At 72.3% G+C, this 20165-nt stretch carries 19 protein-coding genes, 1 tRNA gene and 1 riboswitch; of the genes, 14 read left to right on the top strand and 6 right to left on the bottom strand.

Going from position 1 to position 20165, the window contains the following annotated elements; translation table 11 throughout:
- Positions 1 to 137: 137 nt before the first annotated feature.
- Both JW613_RS27665 and JW613_RS27660 read right to left on the bottom strand, forming a co-directional pair.
- Positions 138 to 239 carry a methionine/alanine import family NSS transporter small subunit gene (locus JW613_RS27665; protein WP_209213598.1) on the bottom strand — a complete coding sequence of 34 codons (102 nt, stop codon included), beginning with the start codon at positions 237 to 239 and terminating at the stop codon, positions 138 to 140.
- On the bottom strand, positions 239 to 1765 hold the full coding sequence (locus tag JW613_RS27660) for a sodium-dependent transporter (RefSeq protein WP_209213597.1): 1527 nt from the start codon (positions 1763 to 1765) through the stop codon (positions 239 to 241). Before JW613_RS27660 ends, JW613_RS27665 begins: the two co-directional genes overlap by 1 nt.
- Positions 1766 to 1839: 74 nt before the next feature.
- Here JW613_RS27660 and JW613_RS27655 point away from each other — a divergent pair, with 74 nt between their 5' ends.
- Complete coding sequence (locus JW613_RS27655) at positions 1840 to 2838, top strand: helix-turn-helix transcriptional regulator (RefSeq protein ID WP_209213596.1); 999 nt, start codon at positions 1840 to 1842, stop codon at positions 2836 to 2838.
- A 17-nt stretch (positions 2839 to 2855) separates the two neighbouring features.
- On the opposite strand, the gene JW613_RS27650 is transcribed toward JW613_RS27655, so the two are convergent.
- On the bottom strand, positions 2856 to 3803 hold the full coding sequence (locus JW613_RS27650) for an SDR family oxidoreductase (protein ID WP_307866060.1): 948 nt from the start codon (positions 3801 to 3803) through the stop codon (positions 2856 to 2858).
- A 177-nt stretch (positions 3804 to 3980) separates the two neighbouring features.
- On the opposite strand from JW613_RS27650, the gene JW613_RS27645 reads away from it, so the two are divergent.
- The 5 genes from JW613_RS27645 to JW613_RS27625 all read left to right on the top strand — a co-directional run bounded on the left by JW613_RS27645 (position 3981) and on the right by JW613_RS27625 (position 8900).
- Positions 3981 to 4502: a DUF4240 domain-containing protein gene (locus JW613_RS27645; protein ID WP_180289898.1), complete on the top strand. Its 522-nt coding sequence runs from the start codon at positions 3981 to 3983 to the stop codon at positions 4500 to 4502.
- 121 nt (positions 4503 to 4623) lie between these two features.
- Complete coding sequence (locus JW613_RS27640; RefSeq protein ID WP_209213594.1) at positions 4624 to 5511, top strand: TIGR01777 family oxidoreductase; 888 nt, start codon at positions 4624 to 4626, stop codon at positions 5509 to 5511.
- 347 nt (positions 5512 to 5858) lie between these two features.
- Positions 5859 to 7394: an FAD-dependent oxidoreductase gene (locus JW613_RS27635; protein WP_209213593.1), complete on the top strand. Its 1536-nt coding sequence runs from the start codon at positions 5859 to 5861 to the stop codon at positions 7392 to 7394.
- A gap of 192 nt (positions 7395 to 7586) precedes the next feature.
- Entirely contained in the window at positions 7587 to 7823 is a 237-nt protein-coding gene (locus JW613_RS27630) for a hypothetical protein (protein WP_209213625.1), read from the top strand.
- A gap of 102 nt (positions 7824 to 7925) precedes the next feature.
- Positions 7926 to 8900, top strand: coding sequence for a DMT family transporter (locus tag JW613_RS27625; protein WP_209213592.1), 975 nt, complete (start codon positions 7926 to 7928; stop codon positions 8898 to 8900).
- Here JW613_RS27625 and JW613_RS27620 read toward each other — a convergent pair.
- Complete coding sequence (locus tag JW613_RS27620; protein WP_209213591.1) at positions 8836 to 11049, bottom strand: terpene synthase family protein; 2214 nt, start codon at positions 11047 to 11049, stop codon at positions 8836 to 8838. The two genes, JW613_RS27625 and JW613_RS27620, sit on opposite strands and share 65 nt — an antisense overlap.
- 162 nt (positions 11050 to 11211) lie before the next feature.
- On the opposite strand from JW613_RS27620, the gene JW613_RS27615 reads away from it, so the two are divergent.
- The 7 genes from JW613_RS27615 to JW613_RS27585 all read left to right on the top strand — a co-directional run bounded on the left by JW613_RS27615 (position 11212) and on the right by JW613_RS27585 (position 16690).
- Positions 11212 to 11943, top strand: a complete 732-nt coding sequence (locus JW613_RS27615) for a DUF7873 family protein (RefSeq protein WP_209213590.1) — start codon at positions 11212 to 11214, stop codon at positions 11941 to 11943.
- A gap of 191 nt (positions 11944 to 12134) precedes the next feature.
- A tRNA-OTHER gene (locus tag JW613_RS27610) sits at positions 12135 to 12208 on the top strand.
- Between the two features lie 163 nt (positions 12209 to 12371).
- Positions 12372 to 12552: riboswitch (cobalamin riboswitch) on the top strand.
- A 67-nt stretch (positions 12553 to 12619) separates the two neighbouring features.
- Positions 12620 to 12841: a hypothetical protein gene (locus JW613_RS27605; RefSeq protein ID WP_209213589.1), complete on the top strand. Its 222-nt coding sequence runs from the start codon at positions 12620 to 12622 to the stop codon at positions 12839 to 12841.
- A 143-nt stretch (positions 12842 to 12984) separates the two neighbouring features.
- Positions 12985 to 13992: an ABC transporter substrate-binding protein gene (locus tag JW613_RS27600; RefSeq protein WP_209213588.1), complete on the top strand. Its 1008-nt coding sequence runs from the start codon at positions 12985 to 12987 to the stop codon at positions 13990 to 13992.
- A gap of 10 nt (positions 13993 to 14002) precedes the next feature.
- Positions 14003 to 15022, top strand: a complete 1020-nt coding sequence (locus tag JW613_RS27595; RefSeq protein WP_372448007.1) for a FecCD family ABC transporter permease — start codon at positions 14003 to 14005, stop codon at positions 15020 to 15022.
- Positions 15019 to 15828 carry an ABC transporter ATP-binding protein gene (locus JW613_RS27590; RefSeq protein WP_209213586.1) on the top strand — a complete coding sequence of 270 codons (810 nt, stop codon included), beginning with the start codon at positions 15019 to 15021 and terminating at the stop codon, positions 15826 to 15828. Before JW613_RS27595 ends, JW613_RS27590 begins: the two co-directional genes overlap by 4 nt.
- A complete protein-coding gene (locus tag JW613_RS27585; RefSeq protein ID WP_209213585.1) occupies positions 15812 to 16690 on the top strand; it encodes a (2Fe-2S)-binding protein in 879 nt (292 codons plus the stop codon). The genes JW613_RS27590 and JW613_RS27585 overlap by 17 nt, the downstream gene beginning before the upstream one ends.
- A 56-nt stretch (positions 16691 to 16746) precedes the next feature.
- On the opposite strand, the gene thrS is transcribed toward JW613_RS27585, so the two are convergent.
- A complete protein-coding gene (thrS, locus tag JW613_RS27580) occupies positions 16747 to 17973 on the bottom strand; it encodes a threonine--tRNA ligase (RefSeq protein WP_209213584.1) in 1227 nt (408 codons plus the stop codon).
- Between the two features lie 253 nt (positions 17974 to 18226).
- Positions 18227 to 18598, bottom strand: a complete 372-nt coding sequence (locus tag JW613_RS27575) for a hypothetical protein (protein WP_209213583.1) — start codon at positions 18596 to 18598, stop codon at positions 18227 to 18229.
- A 178-nt stretch (positions 18599 to 18776) separates the two neighbouring features.
- Here JW613_RS27575 and JW613_RS27570 point away from each other — a divergent pair, with 178 nt between their 5' ends.
- Entirely contained in the window at positions 18777 to 20072 is a 1296-nt protein-coding gene (locus JW613_RS27570; RefSeq protein ID WP_209213582.1) for a DUF5685 family protein, read from the top strand.
- Positions 20073 to 20165: the final 93 nt, after the last annotated feature.

Genomic DNA, 20165 nt, shown 5'->3' with positions numbered 1-20165 from the left:
GCCTACGCTTCGCGGGGTTCGCCCACGCGGAGACGCGCCATCGGGGCTCGGGTCGTTGCCCGAGCCCCGACGTGTTGTGGCTGAGCGCAAAGTTCCCCGCGCCCTTCGGGCGCGGGGAACTTTGCTGTGCGGGCCGGCTACTCCGCCGGGTGCTTGCGCAAGCGGAGGATGGCGGCGACCAGGCCGCCCCAGACGATGAGGATGGCCGCGGTCATCATCACGATGGCTCCGGTGGACATCAGCGCACCTCCTCCCGCTCGGCCTCGTCCTCGACGGGCGCGTCCCGCCAGGGGATCAGCGAGATCAGGACGCCCACCAGCAGGGCCCCGATCGCCACGCCCCAGCCGGCCCAGGCCAGGAACGAGCCGGGGTAGCCGCCGTAGTTCTCGTCGAACTCCTTGCGCAGGCTGTCGACCATCATCCAGCCGAGCACCAGCGGGGTGATGACCCCCAGGCACACCCGCCACCAGGTTCCCAGCCGCACCGCGGAGGTCTCGTCGGCGTGGGCCTGGAAGGGCCGCAGACGGCGCACCACCCAGGCCATGATGACCAGGAAGACGAGCGCGGCGAGCGCGATACCGTACTGGTTGATGAAGTGGTCGGCCGCGTCCAGCAGCGACAGGCCCGCATCCGTGGGGAAGAGGAGCAGCGAGACGACCGCCACCAGCCCGCCGACGGTCCACACGGCGGGCACCCGGCGCATGCCGGTGCGGTCCTGCACGGCCGAGATGACGACCTGGACGATGCTGACCAGCGAGGTGAGGCCGGCGATGGCCAGCGAGACGAAGAAGATGACGCCGAACGCCGCGCCCAGCGGCATCTGGGAGATGACGGCGGGGAAGGCGATGAAGGCCAGCCCCACGCCTTCGCTGACGACGTCACCGACGGCCACGCCGTTGGCCTGGGCCATGAAGCCGAGGGTGGCGAAGACGCCGATGCCGGCGAGGATCTCGAAGGAGCTGTTGGCGAAGCCCGCCACCAGCGCCGAACCGGTCAGGTCGGCACGGCGCCCCAGGTAGGAGGCGTAGGTGACCATGATGCCGAAGCCGATGGAGAGCGAGAAGAAGATCTGCCCGTAGGCGGCGACCCAGACGCTGCCGTCGGTCAGCGCGCCCCAGTCCGGGGAGAACAGCGCGTCCAGGCCCTTGGCCGCGCCGTCCAGTGTCACGGCGCGCACGACCAGGATGAGGAAGAAGAACACCAGGGCCGGGATGAAGACCTTGTTGGCCCGCTCGATACCGCGGCGGACACCCAGCGCGAGGATGGCCAGCACGACGATCCATACGGCCAGCAGGGGCCAGAAGACGTTGCCGACGAAGGAGCTGGGCAGCCCGGGCTCGCTTCCCGCGTGCAGGAAGTCCCCGGCGAAGAACTTCTCGGGGTCCTTGCCCCAGTCCTTGCCGAAGGAGAATCCGGCGTACCGGACCGCCCAGGCGACGATCACGGCGTAGTAGGAGGCGATGACGAAGCAGATCGCGACCTGCCACCAGCCGATGACCTCGGCGGGGCGGGAGATCTGCCGGAAGGCGGCCGGCGGTGACTTGCGGTACTTCCTGCCGACGGTGTATTCGAGGATGAGCAGCGGGAGCCCTGCGGTGAGCAGAGCGACGAGATACGGCAGCAGAAAGGCTCCGCCACCGTTCTTGTACGCCTCCGCGGGGAAGCGCCAGATGTTTCCCAACCCGACGGCGGAGCCGATGGCCGCCATCAGGAATCCGGCCCGCGAGCCCCACTGTTCGCGCTGTTCGCGAGTTTGCTGAGACATGACCGTTTCCTAGTTCGCTGTATAACGGGCGGAACGTTAACAGCGGGCCACGGCCCACGGGAGGGGTATTCAGCATGCGGGCAGCCCGGCTGATCAAGATGGTGCTGCTGCTCCAGGCGCGGCGGGAGATGACCGGTGCTCAGCTCGCAGCCGAACTGGAGGTCTCCGAGCGTACTGTCTCACGCGATGTGCAGGCGCTCTCCGAGGCGGGCGTGCCGGTGTACGCCGACCGGGGCCGCGCCGGCGGCTACCGGCTCGTCGGCGGCTACCGCACCCGGCTGACCGGCATGGGCCGCACCGAGGCGGAGGCGCTGTTCCTGTCGGGGGTGCCCTCGGCCCTGCGGGACCTGGGCTTGGACGACGCGGCCTCGGCGGCGAAGCTGAAGGTCTCGGCGGCGCTCGATCCCACCCTGCGCGATGTGCACGACAGCACGGCGCAGCGCTTCCATCTGGATGCCCCGGGCTGGTGGCAGGCGCCCGAGACGCCGCCGCTGCTGCCCGTGCTGGCCGACGCCGTCTGGTCGGACCGCAGGGCCGCCGTCCGCTACCGCCGCCGGGACGAGCGGGGCGGCGGCGAGGTGGAGCGGGACCTGGAGCCCTACGGCCTGGTGCTGAAGGCGGGGCAGTGGTATCTGGCGGCCCGCGTCCCGGCGGACGCCCAGCATCCGCTCCGCAGCCGGTGGAGGGTCTACCGCGTCGACCGGTTCACCGAGGTCACCGTCCGCGACGAGCGCTTCGACCGCGACACCGAATTCGAGCTGGCCGCGTTCTGGGCGCAGCAGGCGGCGGCCTTCGCCCGCTCCCTCCTCAGGGAGCAGGTGACGCTGCGGCTGACGGAGCTCGGAGCCCGTCGGCTGCGCCACGTCATCGACCGGAACGCGGCCGACGAGGCGCTGGCGGGCGGCACCGTCGACGAGCAGGGCCGTACGACGGTGACGCTGCGGGTGGAGAGCGAGGAGGTGGGCTACGGCCAGCTCCTCGCCCTCGGCCCGGAGTGCGAGGTGCTGGCGCCGCCGCCGCTGCGGCAGCGCTTCGCGGACGCGGCACGGCGGGCGGCGGCGCTGTACGCGTAAGAGTCCGGGGGCGCGGATCAGCGGTAGCCGGAGACGTCGGCGGGCTTGCCCGCGAACTGGACGTCCATGATGTAACGCCAGGCGTCCGGCGCCGAGCCGTCCACGTCGGTGAAACCGTAGACCTTGGCGAGACCGCCGCTGGAGAGCGACTGCCCGTTCCAGCGGGCCACCTCCGGGTCGGCGGCGAGCGCGGCCACGGCGCGGCCGATGAAGACCGGGGTCTCGGAGATGGCGAAGTGCGGGTCGGTGGCGCAGCCGTCGCGCCAGTTCTCCTCGGTCACCTTGAAGTGGGTGTCGAGCATGGTCTCCGAGCGCAGCCACCCCGGGGTCAGACAGACCACGGTGGTGCCGTATTCGTCGGTCTCCTGGGCCAGCGCACGGGCCATCCGCAGCGGTGCCGCCTTGGCCAGGTCGTAGTAGACCGGCTCCCGGTAGCCCTGGTTGGACTCCTCGGTGCCGTCGGTGATCTCGATCAGCAGTCCGCCCGGCCGCCGGATCAGCAGCGGCAGGGCGTGACTGCTGGTGATCAGGTGGCTGTCGATGCCGAGCCGCAGCACGCGCAGCCCCTCGTCCAGATCGTGCTCCCACAGCTTCTTGCTGAATCCGACGAGGTGGTCGCCGCCCCACAGGTCGTTGACGAGGACGTCGAGGCGGCCCTGTTCGCGGTCGATGCGGGCGATCAGGTCGCGCACCTGTGCGGGGTCGAGGTGGTCGACAGCGACCGCGTGGGCACTGCCCGAGTTCTCCCTTCCAGCCTCGCTCGCCAGTTCGGCCGTCTCCTCGATGGTCTCGCTCGTCCGGCCGACCTCGCTGGCCCTGGCCCGGGTGGTCCGGCCGGTCGCGTAGACGGTGGCTCCGGCGCGGCACAGTTCGACGGCCATGGCGCGGCCCGCTCCCCGGGTGGCGCCCGCGACCAGCGCGACCTTGCCTGCCAGCGGCCCTGTGGAGCTGCTCGGTTCCTGCACCTGTTCCTCCTTGCTGCTGTTCCGGTTCGGTGGAAGGACACGCTGGCAGCGATACCGGACAACCGCTGTCGGGTATCGAATACGGAATGCCGTGTGGCTCATGTCTCATAACGACACAGCCGCATCTGGCGCACTCCGCGTGCGTTGTGGGCTTCCAGGCCCGATGCTGAGGGCGTGATGGACGAGACGGAGTTCTGGGAGCTGATCGACTCCACCCGGCAGGAGGCCGACGGCGACCCCCCGGAACAGGCGGATCTGCTGGTCGAGCGGCTCACCCAGCTCGACCCCGACGCGGTGACGTACTTCGCCCGCCACTTCGAGTCGCGCTACAGCCGGGCCTACCAGTGGGACCTGTGGGCCGCTGCCTGGATCCTGCTGGACGGTGCGAGCGACGACGCGTTCGACTCCTTCCGCTGCTGGCTGATCGGCCAGGGCCGGGAGGTCTTCGAGGGCGCGGCGCACGACGCCGACGCCCTGGCCGAACTGCTGGACGACTTCGACGAGGAGCTGGACGGCGACGGCGAGGAGCTGGGCTTCGCAGCCGACGAGGCGTACGAACAGCTGACCGGTACGGTCCTGCCCGACCTGGGGCTGCCGGAGGCACCGGCGGAGCCCGAGGGCGTCTCCTTGGACATGGAGGACCCGGCGGCGCTGGCCGACCGGCTGCCCCGGCTGTGGAGCCGCTTCCGGGGCGAGTGAGCCCTGCTCCCACCGGCCGGTTCGCCCCCGGCCGCACCGCTTCACCCTTTGCCGCGACCCTGGGGACGGCGAGAGCGACGGGGGCGCGTACGTGCTCGCGCGGATGGGTCAGGATGGGCGCATGCGTATCGCGGTCACCGGCTCCACGGGACTCATCGGCTCGGCACTGACCCGCTCGCTGCGGGCGGACGGACACGACGTGCTGCGGCTCGTACGGCGGCCCGCCGCCGCGGCCGACGAGGTGCGGTGGGACCCGAAGGGCGGGCGGGTGGACACGGCGGGACTCGCCGGTTGCGAGGCCGTCGTCCACCTGGCGGGCGCGGGCGTGGGCGAACGCCGCTGGACGGAGAGCTACAAGCGCGAACTGCGCGACAGCAGGGTGCTGGGCACCCGCACCCTCGCCGGTGCCCTCGCCGGACTGGACACCCCGCCCCGCACTCTGATCGTCGGCACCGCGATCGGCTACTACGGCGACACCGGTCAACGGGCCGTCGACGAGAGCGCCGGTCCCGGTACCGGGTTCCTGACCGAGCTGTGTCAGGACTGGGAGGCCGCGGCCAGGGCGGCGCCTCAGGCCGGGATCCGCACGGTGTACGGCCGCACCGGGCTGGTCGTCGCCCGCGGCGGCGGCGCGTGGGGGCGGCTGTTCCCCCTCTTCAAGGCGGGGCTCGGAGGGCGGCTGGGCGACGGCCGCCAGTTCTGGAGCCACATCGCGCTGCACGACCATGTGGCGGCGCTGCGGTTCCTGCTGGCTCACGAGTCGCTGAGCGGCCCGGTGAACCTCACCGCGCCGGAGCCGGCCACCAACCGGGAGGTCACCGCCGCCATGGGCCGTGTGCTGCGCCGCCCCGCCCCCTTCGCGGTTCCCGCGCCCGCCTTGCGGGTCGTCCTGGGCGAGTTCGCCCAGGACGTGCTGGGCAGCCAGCGGGTGCTGCCCCGTCGCCTGCTGGACGCGGGCTTCCGCTTCGCCTTCCCCACCGTCACCGACGCCATCCGCGCCGCCCTTTGACCCGCCGGCCCCGGACGGGCCACCGGGCCTCCACCGGACCTCCACCGGACCTCCGCCGCCGGGACCCGGTGGCCGTCCCGCAGGCGCGGCACCCCCGGTGCATGCATCCGGGCGCCCCCCGCGCGACGTACCGCGAACGCGATCACACACCAACGCTCGAACACGGGTATGAGCCGAGCGCGCTGGGGCATCAGGACGACAGCCGGAGCCCACAGCGGCACACGGACCCACCAAGACGGACACAGGGCGACACCGGAACACACGCGTTCACCGCGCACAGCACCAACGCGACAGCAGCGAAGGCCAACCCCATCAGACCAGCACGCGCGTCGACGTCGGGAGGACACGTGCTGACCAGCAGCGCACAAGCAGGCACCCGAACAGCCACTGGCGGCGAGGAGGTGGAAGCCGTCGGCAGAGGCCGAAGCGCCGATGTGGTGATCGTCGGTGCGGGACTGGCCGGGCTGGCCGCCGCACACCGGCTGACCGGCGCGGGGATGCGCGTCCTCGTCCTGGAGGCGGCGCCGCGCGTCGGGGGGCGGCTGCGCACCGATCACCTCGACGGGTACCGGCTCGACCGCAGTCCCGGGGTGCTCAGCCTGGACCGGGACGCGGACGCGTTCGCGCGGCTGCCCGCCCTGGACACCCTCGCGCTGCGCCCGTTCACCCCGGGTGCGCTGCTGCACTCGGAGGGCCGCACCCACCGCGTGGCGGCCCCGGCGGCGGAGCGCACCGCTCCCCCGGCGCGGGCAGGCCGCACGGCCCTGCTCGACCGGCGCACGAGGGGCGCAGGAAGCACGCGGGGCGCACTGACAGCTCTCACCACGGCTCGTGCGCTCACCGGCGCGCGGAGCCGCGCCGACATGTCGGACGCGCTGGGCCTGGTGCGGCTCCGCGCTTCTCTCGGCCGGTTCGCCGCGGTACCGCCCCAGGGTCTGCTCTCGAGGCCCGAACTGCCCACCTGCCAGGCGCTGTCGGCCCGCGGTCTGCCTTCCCGGCCGACGGAGACGCTGGTGCGCCCGCTGCTGACGGCGCTGCTGTCGGACCCGGCGCTGACGACCTCCAGCCGCGTCGCCGACCTGACCCTGCGCGGCTTCGCACGCGGCGGGCTGGGCGTACCGGCGGGCGGGCAGGCCACGGTGCCCGAGCTGCTGGCCGCCGCGCTGCCGCCGGGCACGGTACGTACGGGGGTACGGGTCACCTCGGTCAGCACCCATGCCGTCGAGACCGCGGAGCACGGCACGTTCGGGTGCGAGGCGGTGCTGGTGGCCACCGGTGCGCGCTCGGCCGCCACGCTGCTGCCCGGACTGCGGGTGCCGCAGTTCCACCCGGTGACCGTCCTGCACCACACCCTGGAGGGTCCGCTCCCGGCGGGTGCGAGCGGACCGTCGTTCACCGTCTGCGCCGAACGGGACGGCGCGGAGACCGACCCGGTCAGTCACACCTGGGTGGCCTCGGCGGTGGACCCCTCGCGCGCGGCGCCCGGCCGGACGCTCATCACCTCCGTCGTGCTGGGCGAGCGGGCGGCCGAGCCGCCCGCCGCGCTGGACAAAGCCGCGCGCGAGCAACTCGCGGGCGTCTACGGCACATCGACGGACCGCTGGGAACTGCTGGCCGCCTACCACGACCCGGACGCGGTGCCCGCGATGCCCGCGCCGCACGATCCGCGGCGACCGGTGCGGGTGCTGTCGGGACTGTACGTCTGCGGGGAGCACCGGGACACCAGCACGCCGCGCGGGGCGCTGAGTTCTGCGGAGCGGGCGACGGAGCAGATCCTGCGGGACTTCGGGCGTCCGGTCCCGGATGCGCGGGAGGTGGGCGAGACCTCGCCGCAGGAGTCGTCGCACAGCTCTGGACAGGCCTCGCAAGAGACCGCCGCTTAATCGAACAAAGATCCCGAACTCCCCGGTGACCAGCGGGTTTTGTCAGTGGGGCGGGGTAGAATAGGGGTAGTTTCCAGCAAGCGCACCGACGTCGTGAGGAGACCGTCGATGACTGCTGTCCGTTCCCGTACCTCTCGTTCGCACTCCCGCCCCACCACCCGCGCCCAGCACCAGCAGCAGCACCTGCCGAAGATGTCCACGCTGCCCGTGCTGCCCAAGAAACCGCTCCCGGCCGGCCTGCCGCGCGAGTGGTACGAGACGCACAACCGCCGGCTCAAAGCCATGCGGATCGCCATAGCGCTGCTCGACACCGGGGTCTACACAGCGGCACAGGCCCGCAACCGCACCATCCGGACGACGGCGCAGCGTATCGGCGTGCACCCGCCGTCGCTCACCACCTGCCGCCTGGTGCGCTCCCTGCTGCCGTAGCGCGGCTCGAAAGGGGGCAGCGGAAAAACAGTGGCGTCATGAGCAAAGCTCCTTTACGGTCCTGACAGCATATGCGGTCGGATGAACCCTGAAGGAGCCCTCATGGCGGCAGGCAAGGGACGCGCCGAGGCCACGGCACTGGCAGCAGCCGCGATCACGGTGGTGCTGTGGGCCTCGGCATTCGTCTCCATACGCAGCGCCGGCGAACACTACGCGCCCGGCGCCCTGGCGCTGGGACGGCTCGGGGCCGGTGCCCTCGTGCTGTGCGCCGTGCTGCTCATCCGCCGCGAGGGGCTCCCGCCCAAGGAGGCCTGGCCCGGCATCGTCACCTCGGGCCTGCTGTGGTTCGGCGGCTACATGGTCGCGCTCAACTGGGGTGAACGCCTCGTGGACGCGGGCACGGCCGCCATGCTCGTCAACATCGGGCCCATCCTGATGGCGCTGCTGGGCGGCTGGCTGCTCAAGGAGGGCTTCCCCCGCCGGCTGCTGGCCGGGATGGCGGTCTCCTTCGCGGGTGCCGTGGTGGTCGGCCTGTCGGTCTCCGAGGGCGGCGACTCCTCGCCCCTGGGGGTGGCGCTGTGTGTGCTGGCAGCCGTCACCTACGCCGTCGGAGTCGTCAGCCAGAAGCCGGCGCTGCGCCACGCCTCGCCGCTCCAGGTCACCACTTTCGGCTGCCTGACCGGCTTCGTGGCCTGCCTGCCCTTCTCCGGGCAGCTGGCCTCCCAGGTGGCCGACGCACCGCTGTCGGCCACCCTCAACACCGTCTATCTGGGCGTCTTCCCCACCGCGCTGGCCTTCTCCACCTGGGCCTACGCCCTCTCCCGCACCACCGCGGGACGGATGGGCTCCACAACGTACGTCGTCCCCTTCCTCGTCGTGCTGATGTCCTGGCTCTTCCTGGACGAGGTGCCCGGCTGGCTCACCCTGGCAGGAGGTCTGCTGTGCCTGGCGGGGGTGGCGGTCTCCCGCTCCGGCGGCCGGACACCCCGACCCCCGCGGACGCGCACCGTGGCTACCTCGGCACCGGCCGGGCAGCCGACGTCCCCAACCCCTTCGGCCCGTCGAACGGCCAGGTAGGCAGGAAGTGGCGGCGCAGATCTGCCTCCGTGTAGCGGCGGCAGTCGCGGTGCCACACCAGAATGCCCGCCATCCAGTTCTCCAACTCCCGCACATAGCCGTCCAGCGCGGCGCGGCCCGCCTCGTCCAGCGCGAAGTCGTCGTAGAGCACCGGGAACTCGTGCGCGGCCACGTGCTGGAACTGCCGCATCCGGGACTTCATCAGATCGTCGACGATACGCAGCGCCGTGGGGTAGTCGCAGTCGAAGAAGTCCCGGACGACCAGCAGCCCGTTGTGGATCTCGCCCTCGAACTCGATCTCCTTCTGGTAGGAGAAGACGTCGTTGAGCAGACAGGCGTAGTCGGCGGCGGCGTTCTCCAGCGACTTCATCGGACCGCTGCGGTAGATCTCCTCCGGGATGGTGTCCGGTTGGGCGAGCCTGCACAGACTCATGGTCAGATCCGAGCCGAAGGTCCGCCGGCGCATCTCCACGTAGTCGACCGGATCCGGGATGCGGTTCTGCGCCTGGTTGTCCAGCTCCCACAGCCAGCTGTCGGCCATGACCTCGATGGCGGTACGGAAACGGCGGCGCTTGGCCGGGCTCATCGGACCGGCCGTCCGCACCCACAGATCGGCCAGTGAGCGCTCCAGCGGACTCGTCGGCGGCGGGGGTGGTTCGCCGTCGACGGGCATGAACAACGACAGCCGCCGGGTGCACGCCTTGGCACCCGCCAGATCGCGGGTGCGGCCGAAGCGGACCGGATAGTAGTCGTCGCCCCAGGTGCCCCAGGCCAGCCAGGCGGAGGCCAGATCGAGTTCGTCGGCCGTCGCGTCCGGGTGCAGACCGGCGGCGCACAGCGGCAGATCGTTGTCCCGCATCAGCTCCTCGTCCCACACCCGCCCGCCGGGCACGTCCGGCTGCGGCTCCAGCAGCCCCATCGCACGCGCCCACTCGACCACCCGCTCCCGGGCGCCGCCCAGGTGCGGACTGAGCCGGTGCTCGAAGGGCATCTCGAAGTCGGGCAGCAGCGAGGGCCCGGTGCGCTCGTGCGGTACATGGCTGAAGGAGCGGGTACGCCGCACCTGCGCCCGGGTGTGCGGGCGCAGCACCTCGGCGGCCGAGGTGCCGATACCGGCCGGGACGAACGGCAGCCGCACCGGTCCGGCCGCGTCGGCTCCCCCGCCGTTCATGTAGCGGCTGGAGCGCATGTGCCACTCGTGACCACCGGACTGCCAGTCCTGCAGCCCCTTGGCATAGGCGGCGATATCGGCGCAGGCGGCCGGATCCAGGCCCTCCTCGACGCAGAGCGCGGGCACTTCGGCCAGTGCGGTGTGCTCGAACTGCTGGAGGCGGGAGGTGAGCAGATCGTTGACGGCGTCGGCGGCCTCCTGGGTGGTGCACTCCAGGAACGTCTCCAGGACGAGCACGCCGTTGGACAGCTCGCCCTCCTCCCGCGTCTCCCGCTCGTAGGAGAACAGGTCGTTGCGCAGATGGACCGCGTCGGAGAAGGTGTCGCGCAGTACGCACAGCGGACGGGAGCCGGCCACGGACGCGGGCACCTCGGCGTGTGCCGCGAACTCCACCAGCCCGGCCGACCACGGCGCACCGCCGACCTTGCGCCGCATCTCGATGTACTCGACCGGGTTCGGCACCCGCCCGATGTTGATGTTGGACAGCTCCCACAGCGACTCGTTGAGCAGGTTCTCGGTGCTGACGGCGAACCGCGCGCGCCAGTCGGCCGACATCGAGGGGACCGTCCTGGCCCACAGGTCGGCCAGCCCCGCCTCGACGGGGTTGGTGGGCGGGGGGACGGTCGCGGAGTCGGCCAGCGGCATGAACAGCGGCAGTCGGTCCAGATACGCCTTGCCGCCCGCCCGGTCCTGGGTGCGCTTGAACATCTCCAGGAAGTGGTCGTCGAAGAAGAAGACCCACACGTACCAGTCGGTGACCAGCTCCAGGTCCTCGGCGGTGGCGTCGGGGTGGGTGTAGGCGCACAGCAGCGCGTAGTCGTGCGCGTCCAGGTCGGCGGTCTCCCAGACCCCGGACCCCTCCAGCATCCCCATCTGCCGTGCCCACTCCCGGGAATGGGCCCGCGCCTGGTCGACGTGCGGGTTGAGACGGGCGGGGTAGGGCACGTAGAAGTCGGGCAGTTCGAAGGGTTGCGACAACGTCTTGGTATCCCCACAGCTCGTCGAATCGGTGCTGCCTTTGCCTACCCGGGGCGGAGCGATGAGCATCCTTTTTCACCCGGACGTGGGACCCGCCCTGTTACCGAGCTGTCGAACAAAATCCGTGGTGCGGGGCGATGTTGGACTGCTAGGTTCGCGATCGTGGCGAAGCTGAATCAGATCATCGCAGTGGAGAAGGGCGTCAAGTCCAAGGTGGCCCAGGACCTGGCGCAGGCGCAGCACGGGCTGGCGAAGCCGCAGATGCTGGCCGGGATCTCGCGTACGTACCAGCCCAAGGACGAAGAGGGCGAGCAGCTTCCGCCGGAGTCGACGCGGGTCCAGGTCAAGGCCGAGGATGTGCTGAAGGAAACGGCGAAGATCCTGACCCGGCTGTTCGATGTGACGGCGACGAAGGACTGGGCGAACCTCACGGCTCGCGCGGATGTCGTCGTCGACGGGCACACGGTCCTGTCCCAGGTGCCGGTCTCCTATCTGCTGTTCCTGGAGAAGCAGTTGGGCGAGCTCGGCTCGTTCCTGCGGAAGCTGCCGGTGCTGGACGGCGCCGAGGCGTGGGAGAAGGACCCCTCCACGGACTGGTGGAAGACCGAGCAGGTCCGCACCGTCCGCACCAAGAAGGTGCCGCGCAACCATGTGAAGGCGGAGGCCACGGAGAAGCACCCGGCCCAGGTCGAGGTGTACTACGAGGACATCCCGGTCGGTTACTGGACCACCGTCAAGTACTCCGGCGCCCTGCCCGCCCGGCGGATCAACGAACTGCTGGAGCGGCTGGACAAACTGGCCGCGGCGGTGAAGTTCGCCCGCGAGGAGGCCAACGGGACCGAGGTGAGCGACCAGCGCATCGGGGACGCCGTCTTCGGCTACCTGTTCGCCTGAGGCGCGAAGGCGCCGATGCCGATGCCGACGCCGGCACAACAACCGAAGACTCCCCGGGCCGGGGTTTCGACGACTTCGGCCCGGGGTGCGCCAGGAGCGCAAAGCTGAAGCTGAAGCTGATGTGTGAACCCCCGGCGGCCCTGCCAGAGCCAGGGTGCCGGTCAAACTCAACCTCTCGCTCCACGCTCAGCATCGCCGTTCATCGTCCGGCAACCGGGGCGGTGACGACCTCGAGACGCCGGTTCGAACCCGGCCGGCGGTTCCACATGCCGCCGTGGTGGAGTGGCTCCACGCGAGGACATCGCCGAACGATCCGCCCATGAACCGCTTGGACGTGCGAACGAACGGCACCCAGGACCCCGGGGCCGGGCAAAGCCCCGGGGTCCCTTTTGTCACCTCTCCCCCGTTCCTGCCGTCTGCCGCCCGCGTGGTACGTTGCAGCCGCCAGTCAAACCCTTGAACGGGTCAGGGAATCCGGTGTGAATCCGGAGCTGACGCGCAGCGGTATGGGACTGGGGCGTGCACGAGGCCACTGGGGACCTCCTCCCTGGGAAGGCGCACGCTCCCACAGTCCCGAGCCCGAAGACCTGCTGGCACCCGCGCCCGGACAGCCCCGGGCGTGGTGGCACGCCGGGCCCCGCGACTGGGCCTTACGACGGAGAAGGATCAGCTGGCCATGCGCCGACCGCGCCGTATCCACGCACCTGTGCCGGGCCTCGCCCCGGCGCTCGTCCTGGGCACCGCCCACTGCGGCGCGGCCTCCGCGACCGAGGCGTCCGGCGAGGGAGCGGCGCCCGGCCGCCCCCGGCAGCACCCGGAAGTGCCGCAGCCGACCGAGGGCTGCCCCGCGCCCGAGAAGGCAGCACGCCCTCCGCGTGCGCCCGGGCTCGCCAAGTGAGGCCGGAACACGGTGACGAGGCAGTCGTCCCCGGCAGCGGGACCGCACCCGCCCCACGGGGCCGCACCCCGTGCCCCCGACCGTGGCGAGGTGCACGGGGTGCCGCTCGTGCCCGCCGACGACGACGCCTTGAGGAGACACCCATGACCTGTCCGGGATCGGCCGCGCCGCGCCGCACCCGCCGCGCGGCGCTCGCCTCGCTGCTGCTGATATCCCTCACCGCCTGTGCGGGCGGCGCCGGCGCCGAGGACACGGAGACCGGCAGCTTTGCGAAGGGGTTTCCGTACACGGTCGACAACTGCGGGGTGAAGACCACCTTCACCGGGCCGCCCCGGCGCGCTGTGGCCATGAACCAGCACACCACCGAGATCCTGCTGGCGCTCGGCCTGCAGGACCGGATGGCCGGCACCGCCTATCTCGACGACCGGATCCTGCCCCGCTACGCCAAGGCGTACCGCGACATCAAGGTGCTGGCCAAGAAGTACCCGTCCAAGGAGACGCTGCTGGCCGCCAACCCGGACTTCGTCTACGGCGGTTACGTCAGCGCCTTCGACAAGACGGAGGGCCGCGAGCGCGCGGCCCTGGCGGACAGCGGCATCAAGACCCGCCTCAACGTGGAGAGCTGTACCAAGGACGTCGGCATCGCCACCCTGCACCGGGAGATCCGCGAGCTCGGCCGCACCTTCGGCGTGCCCGACCGCGCCGAGGCACTGATCAAGAAGCAGGACCGGCAACTGGCGGACACCGCCGAGCGGCTGAAGGGCGTCGAGCGCACTCCGGTGTTCGTCTACGACAGCGGTGAGAGCGCCGCCTTCACGGCGGGAGGTACGGGCATCGGCAACGAGATCCTGCGCCGGGCCGGTGGCCGCAACGTCTTCGCGGATGTCGACAAGAACTTCGCCGACGTCTCCTGGGAGAAGGTCGTGCAGCGCAAGCCCGAGGTCGTGGTGATCTACGACTACGGCGGCACGACCGTCGCCCAGAAGAAGAAGCGGCTGCTGAACGACCCGGCGCTGGCCGACGTGCCGGCCATCGAGCACAAGCGCTTCGCCGTGCTGCCGCTCTCCTCGGCCGTCCTGGGGCCGCGGGTACCGGACGCGGTGGACAAGCTGGCCCGCCAGTTGCACCCGGACCGCGACGGCGCGGAGTAGCGCCGTGCCCATCGGTTCACGAACGCGGTGCACGCTGGTGGCCACGGCGCTCGTCGCCGTACTCGTCGCCGGGGCGCTGGCCGGGCTGGCGCTGGGCTCGGCGCGCATCCCCCTGGGCGAGGTGCTGGCGGCGCTGACGGGCCGCTCGCAGCCGGGTCCGTTCGCCACGATCGTGCTGGATGTGCGGCTGCCGCGGGTGCTGCTGGCGGCGGTCGTGGGAGCGGGACTCGCCCTGGTCGGCACGGTGTTGCAGGCCCTGGTGCGCAACCCGCTGGCGGACCCGTATCTGCTGGGGATCTCCTCCGGCGCCTCCACGGGTGCCGTCGTGGTCGTCGTGCTCGGCGTCGGCGCGCTCTCGATGCAGATGGGCGCCTTCGCCGGGGCGATGCTCGCGCTCGTCGTCGTGTACGCGATGGCGCGGCGCGGTGGAACGTCGGCGACCCTGACGACGGGACGGCTGGTACTGGCGGGAGTGGCGGTGCAGTACGTGCTGTCCGCACTGACGAGCCTGCTGCTGGTGACCTCCGCGGAGAAGGAGCATCTGCGGGCCATCCTCTTCTGGACCCTGGGCGGTCTGGGCCAGGCCCGGTGGCAGACCCTGCTGCTGCCCGCGCTGGTGCTGGCCGCCGGTCTCCTCCTGCTGCTGGCGCTGGCCAGGCCGCTGGACCTGCTGCTGGCCGGGGAGGAGGGCGCCATGGTCCTCGGCCTGGACACCGGGCGCTTCCGCGCGGCGGTGTTCGTCCTGGCGTCCCTGGTGACGGCGGTGCTGGTGACGGTGAGCGGCGCGATCGGCTTCGTCGGGCTGATGGTGCCGCACGCCGCACGGATGGCGGTCGGCGCCGGCCACCGCGCGCTGCTGCCGGTCGCGGCACTGGGCGGGGCCGCCTTCCTCGTCCTGGCCGACCTGGCGGCACGTACCGTCGCCGCGCCCGAGGAGATCCCGGTCGGCGTGCTGACGGCGCTCACCGGCGGGCCGTTCTTCCTGTGGATGCTGCGGCGTTCGCAGCGCACCGAGGGGGTTGCCGGGTGAGCGGGGCGTGCGCGCTGCGCGCCGAGGAGGTGTCCTACGAGGTGGCCGGGGGGCGCGCCCTGCTCGACGGGGTGACGCTGGAGGCCGGGCCCGGCCAGACCGTCGGCGTGGTGGGCCCCAACGGCAGCGGCAAGACCACGCTGCTGCGGTGCGTCTACGGGACGCTGCGGCCCACCGGCGGGCGGATCACTCTCGACGGCGACGACACGGCGGCGCTGAGCGTCAAGGCGCGGGCCCGCCGGGTGGCAGCCGTACCGCAGGACGCGGGCGGCGGATTCGGGCTGACCGTACGGCAGGTGGTGGCGATGGGCCGCTCCCCGCACAAGCGGTTCTGGGAGAGCGACACGGCGCAGGACGCCGCGCGGGTCGCCACCGCGCTGGAGCGCACGGGTGCCGCGGAGCTGGCCGGGCGGCCCTTCGACGAGTTGTCCGGCGGTGAGCGGCAGCGGGTGGTGGTGGCACGCGCCCTGGTGCAGGAGCCCGCGCTGCTCGTGCTGGACGAACCGACTAACCACCTGGATGTGCGCTACCAGTGGGAGCTGCTGGCGCTGGTGCGGGACCTGCCCGCCACCGGCCTGCTGGCCCTGCACGACCTCAACCTCGCCGCGTACTTCTGCGACCGGCTGTACGTACTGGAGGCAGGGCGGGTGGTGGCGCACGGGACGCCGGAAGAGGTACTGACCCCGGCGCTGTTCGCCCAGGTGTACGGGGTGCGGGCCGAGGTGGGCGTCCACCCGGAGACCGGCGCGCCGACCGTGGTGTACCTGCCGCCGAAGAAGGGGGTGCGGGATGGGCGGCCCGCATGAGCGGAAGCCGGATTCGGCGCCGGAGTCGGATCCGAGGTCCGAGCCGGAGCCGGAACCCGAGCCCGAGCCGCTGGAGGAGTTGACGGCGCTGACCGCCCTCACGGATCTCGCCTCCGCGTACGGCCCGCGCTACCACATGCTGCCGGGTGATCCACCCGCCGCCGAGCGGGAGGCGGACGGGTGGCTGGCCGCCGACCGCCTCCCGGACCCGGACTCCGCCGAGCTACGACGACTGCTGACCGCCGAATGGGAGGGCAGCGGCCATCGCACGGCACACGCGGCCGCGCTCACGTTGATCGCCGTGTACGCGGGACGGGTGACGGCGGCCGCGATGCTCGGCTGGGTGCTCGACGGCCGCGTATGGGACGTACGGCCGCACAATGTGCTGGTACGGCCGGGCCGGCACGGCATCGCGGGCGTGCGGCCGCGGGTGCCGCGGCTGCTCGCGGCTCCCGCCGAGGACCGCGGGGCCACGCTGGCCGCCCTCCACGAGGCCGTGCTCGACACCCATCTGCTGCCGCTCGCCGCCGCGCTGCACCGCGCTACCCGTGCCGGGCTGCGGCAGTTGCACGGCGGAGTGGCCCACGGCTGCGCCACCGCATTGAGTTCCGCCGGGTTGAGCGCCGCCGCGCCCCGCCCCGTCGGCGTACTGGCCCGGCGCTGGGCGGAGTTCATCGGCCCGCGCCCCCAGCTCGCCCGGCTCGGCGAGCTGGCCGAGGTCACCCGCACCGACGGCACCGACCGGCTGTGCTATCTACGCAACACCTGCTGCCTCTACTACACCAGCGCGGAGGCGGTCCGCTGCGCGAGCTGCTGCCTGACGCCACGCGCCGAGCGACTGCGGAGCTACGCGGCACGCTGAGCCCGCACACCGCCGGGCAGCACCGATGGCTCACCGCAGGGCGCCGATGGCTCCGCTCACCACAGCTCGGTGCTGTGGCCTGCGACGAGTGCGCGGACGCGGGCGAGCACCTCCTCGGCGGGGAGCGGGCCGAGACGACGGCCGTCGCGCAGCCGCAGCGCGAGTCGGCCGTCTGCGGCCTCGCGCGGGCCGATCACCGCCTGGTACGGCACCAGACGCGCTTCCCGTACCCGCGCGCCCAGGCTGCCGCGTTCCGGTGCCGACGCCGCGGCCCGCAAACCGGCGTCCGCACAGCGCCGCACGAACGCCTCGGCCTCGGGAACCTCCGCCTCGGACACCGGGAGCACGGTGAGCTGGGTGGGAGCAAGCCATGCCGGGAACGCGCCGCCGTGCACCTCGATCAGCTGGGCCACGGCACGCTCGACGCTGCCGATCACGGCCCGGTGCACCATGACGGGCCGGTGTTTGCTGCCGTCCGCGCCGATGTAGTGCAGATCGAACCGCTCGGGCTGGTGGAGGTCGACCTGGACGGTCGAGAGGGTCGCTTCCCTGCCCGCCGCGTCGGCGAGCTGCACATCGATCTTCGGCCCGTAGAAGGCGGCCTCGCCCTCGACCGCCTCGTACGGCAGCCCGGACCCGTCCAGCACCTCGGTCAGCAGTGCGGTGGCCCGCCGCCACTTGTCGGGCGCCGCCACGTACTTGCCGTCCGGGGCCGGGAGGGACAGCCGGTAGCGGGCGGCCTCGATACCGAGTGCCCGGTAGGCGGCACGGATCAGCTCCAGCGCGGCCCGCGCCTCGGCGGCCACCTGGTCGAGGGTGCAGAAGATGTGCGCGTCGTTGAGCTGGATGGCCCGCACCCGGGTCAGTCCGCCGAGCACGCCCGAGCGCTCGGACCGGTACATGGCGCCCAGCTCCGCCATCCGCAGCGGCAGCTCGCGGTAACTGTGCGAGCGGGACCGGTAGATGACCGCGTGGTGCGGGCACAGACTGGGCCTCAGCACGAGCTGCTCGCCGCCCGGTGCCTCCAGGGGAGGGAACATGTCGTCGGCGTAGTGCGCCCAGTGCCCGGACAGTTCGTACAACTCCCGCTTCCCGAGCACGGGCGAGTACACGTGCTGGTAGCCCGCCCGGCGCTCCGCGTCGCGTACGTACTCCTCCAGCGCGTGCCGGACGGTGGCCCCGTCCGGCAGCCAGTAGGGCAGACCGGCCCCGATCAGCGGATCGGTGCCGAAGAGGCCCAGCTCGCGGCCGAGCGAGCGGTGGTCGTGGTGGGCGGCGGTCATACGGTTCTCCCTCTCGGACGCGGGCGGGCGCCTCAGGGAGCGGACGACGAAGCCCCGGGCGCTCGGCCCGGGGCTTCGGTGATACGTCAGATACGTCGATCAGCGCGCCGGGACCGGATCCGGCGTCGTCGTCCTGGCACTGCGTACGGCGCGCTGCTGCATGCCAGGGAACGTAGCAGAGGGGCGGGAGCGCGTCGCGGGGTTTTCCGCGCCCGGGTGCCCACTCCCCCACTGGAGCGGGTCCGCTCCCGCCTCAGGGAGCGGCCGAAGAGGGCAGCCACCGCCGGACGGCCTCGGCGACCTCGTCGATACGGCCGTTGAAGGCGATGGCGGCACCGGGAGCGTGCCGGTGGACCAGATTGACGACCTGCTCGAAGAAGGTCAGTTCGCCCTTCACCCGGATACCGCCGCCGATGACCACGACGTCCCAGTCGCGCTCGCTCAGCGCGGCCACGAAGACGGACTCGGACCCGGCCGGGTCGTCGGCGGCGACCTGGACCGAGGACACCTCCACGGACTGCTCCCGCAGGCGGGTCAGTTGCTGGTCGAGGGTCGCGAGCAGGGCGTCCCCGTCCACGTCCGGAACCGTGTACGGGTCGAAGCCGAGAACGAGGACAGCAGCCATACCCCCAAGGACGCGGCGGAGCCCCGGCACGTTGCCTCTCACGGGCCGCCCGCACATTGCCTCTCACCGGTCCCGCACACTGCTCTCACGGGCCCCCGACGGTGCCGGCCGGGGCGGTGGATAGCATCGCGGCACTGCACGGAGCGCGTGAGCAGTCGAGTCAGGTACGGGGGAGCTCGTGTTCGGAATCGTCAGGCCCTGCAGGCACCGGCTGTCCGAGGGGCTCAGGGCCGAGTGGATGGCGCATCTGTGCGGGCTCTGCCTCGCACTGCGGGGCGACCACGGCCAGTTCGCCAGGGTGGCGACGAACTACGACGGGCTGCTCGTCTCCGTACTGACCGACGCCCAGACCGGCACGGCCGACGCCCGGCGCCGCACCGCGGGCCCGTGCCCGCTGCGCGGGATGCGCACCGCCTCCGTCGCACAGGGCGAGGGAGCCCGGCTGGCGGCCTCGGTGTCCCTCGTCCTGGCCTCGGCGAAGATACGGGACCACATCGCCGACCGGGACGGCCTGCTGCGGCGGCGTCCGGTCGCGGCAGCCGCCCGCCGGATAGCCGCCGGCTGGGACCGGGCCGGTGCCCGCACCGCCGGCGCGCTCGGCTTCGAGGTCTCCGCCCTGGTGGACGCCGTGGACCGGCAGACCGACGTGGAGCGCGCCGCGGGCCCCGGAACCCCGCTGACGGCCGTCACCGAGCCCACCGAGACGGCGACGGCAGCAGCCTTCGCACACACCGCGACGCTCGCGGGCAAACCGGGCAACGCGGCCCCGCTCGCCGAGGTGGGGCGGCTGTTCGGACGCCTCGCACACCTGCTGGACGCGGTCGAGGACCGGGTCACGGACGCCGCCGAGAACGCCTGGAACCCCATCACCGCCACCGGCGCCTCCCGCACCGAGACCCGCCGGCTGTGCGACGACGCGGTCCGCGGCATCCGACTGGCACTGCGGGACGTCGACTTCGCCGATCCGCGGCTGGCACACGTCCTGCTGGTGCACGAGTTGCCGCGCGCCGTGGACCGCGCGTTCACCACGACGACCTGCGCACACACCGGCGCCGACCCCTCCGGCAACCCCTACCAGCAGCAGCCGTACGGGCAGACGCCGCAGGGCCGCCCTCCGTACGGGCAGGCCCCGCAAAGCCTCAACGGCCCCGCGAATCCCTACGCGGGGGAGGGCGGCAGCCGGCTGCCGCCCGGCGACGGTGACGGTGACGGCGGCCAGGGCGGTGGCGGCTGGGGCGGCAACCCCGGCGGCCACAGCCCCCATCCCCCCAACCGACGCCCCCCACGCGGCTTCCTCGCCGGCTGCGCGGCCTTCGTCGGCCTCTGCTGCACCTGCCAACTGTGCTGCGCCTCGGAGTACGAGGGCCCCTGGTCCCGCAAGAAGCGCGAGGGCCTGTGCTCGAACTGCTGCGATTGCTGCGACTGCTGCAATTGCGACGGCTGCGACTGCAGCTGCGGCTGCTGCGACTGCTGACACGAGCCCGGACGGCTCGCGTCAGCAGTGGTGCGGCCTCGCGGGTCCGCGCGCTACACCGCCGCGAGTCCGCGCGGCAGATCGGCGGCGGCG

The organism is Streptomyces smyrnaeus (genome assembly GCF_017676345.1).
GTDB lineage: Bacteria > Actinomycetota > Actinomycetes > Streptomycetales > Streptomycetaceae > Streptomyces > Streptomyces smyrnaeus.
The sequence above is the reverse complement of the archived record's forward strand: the minus strand, read 5'-3'. Positions and strand labels throughout refer to the sequence as shown.

Bases quoted from the DNA above. Each gene is read 5' to 3' on its own strand.
- JW613_RS27605 (WP_209213589.1), top strand. From the start codon at position 12,620: ATGCGCCGACCGCGCCGTATCCACGCACCTGTGCCGGGCCTCGCCCCG.
- JW613_RS27640 (WP_209213594.1), top strand. From the start codon at position 4,624: ATGCGTATCGCGGTCACCGGCTCCACGGGACTCATCGGCTCGGCACTG.
- JW613_RS27600 (WP_209213588.1), top strand. From the start codon at position 12,985: ATGACCTGTCCGGGATCGGCCGCGCCGCGCCGCACCCGCCGCGCGGCG.
- JW613_RS27585 (WP_209213585.1), top strand. From the start codon at position 15,812: ATGGGCGGCCCGCATGAGCGGAAGCCGGATTCGGCGCCGGAGTCGGAT.
- JW613_RS27575 (WP_209213583.1), bottom strand. From the start codon at position 18,598: ATGGCTGCTGTCCTCGTTCTCGGCTTCGACCCGTACACGGTTCCGGAC.
- thrS (WP_209213584.1), bottom strand. From the start codon at position 17,973: ATGACCGCCGCCCACCACGACCACCGCTCGCTCGGCCGCGAGCTGGGC.
- JW613_RS27655 (WP_209213596.1), top strand. From the start codon at position 1,840: ATGCGGGCAGCCCGGCTGATCAAGATGGTGCTGCTGCTCCAGGCGCGG.
- JW613_RS27665 (WP_209213598.1), bottom strand. From the start codon at position 239: ATGTCCACCGGAGCCATCGTGATGATGACCGCGGCCATCCTCATCGTC.
- JW613_RS27660 (WP_209213597.1), bottom strand. From the start codon at position 1,765: ATGTCTCAGCAAACTCGCGAACAGCGCGAACAGTGGGGCTCGCGGGCC.
- JW613_RS27625 (WP_209213592.1), top strand. From the start codon at position 7,926: ATGGCGGCAGGCAAGGGACGCGCCGAGGCCACGGCACTGGCAGCAGCC.
- JW613_RS27630 (WP_209213625.1), top strand. From the start codon at position 7,587: ATGTCCACGCTGCCCGTGCTGCCCAAGAAACCGCTCCCGGCCGGCCTG.
- JW613_RS27645 (WP_180289898.1), top strand. From the start codon at position 3,981: ATGGACGAGACGGAGTTCTGGGAGCTGATCGACTCCACCCGGCAGGAG.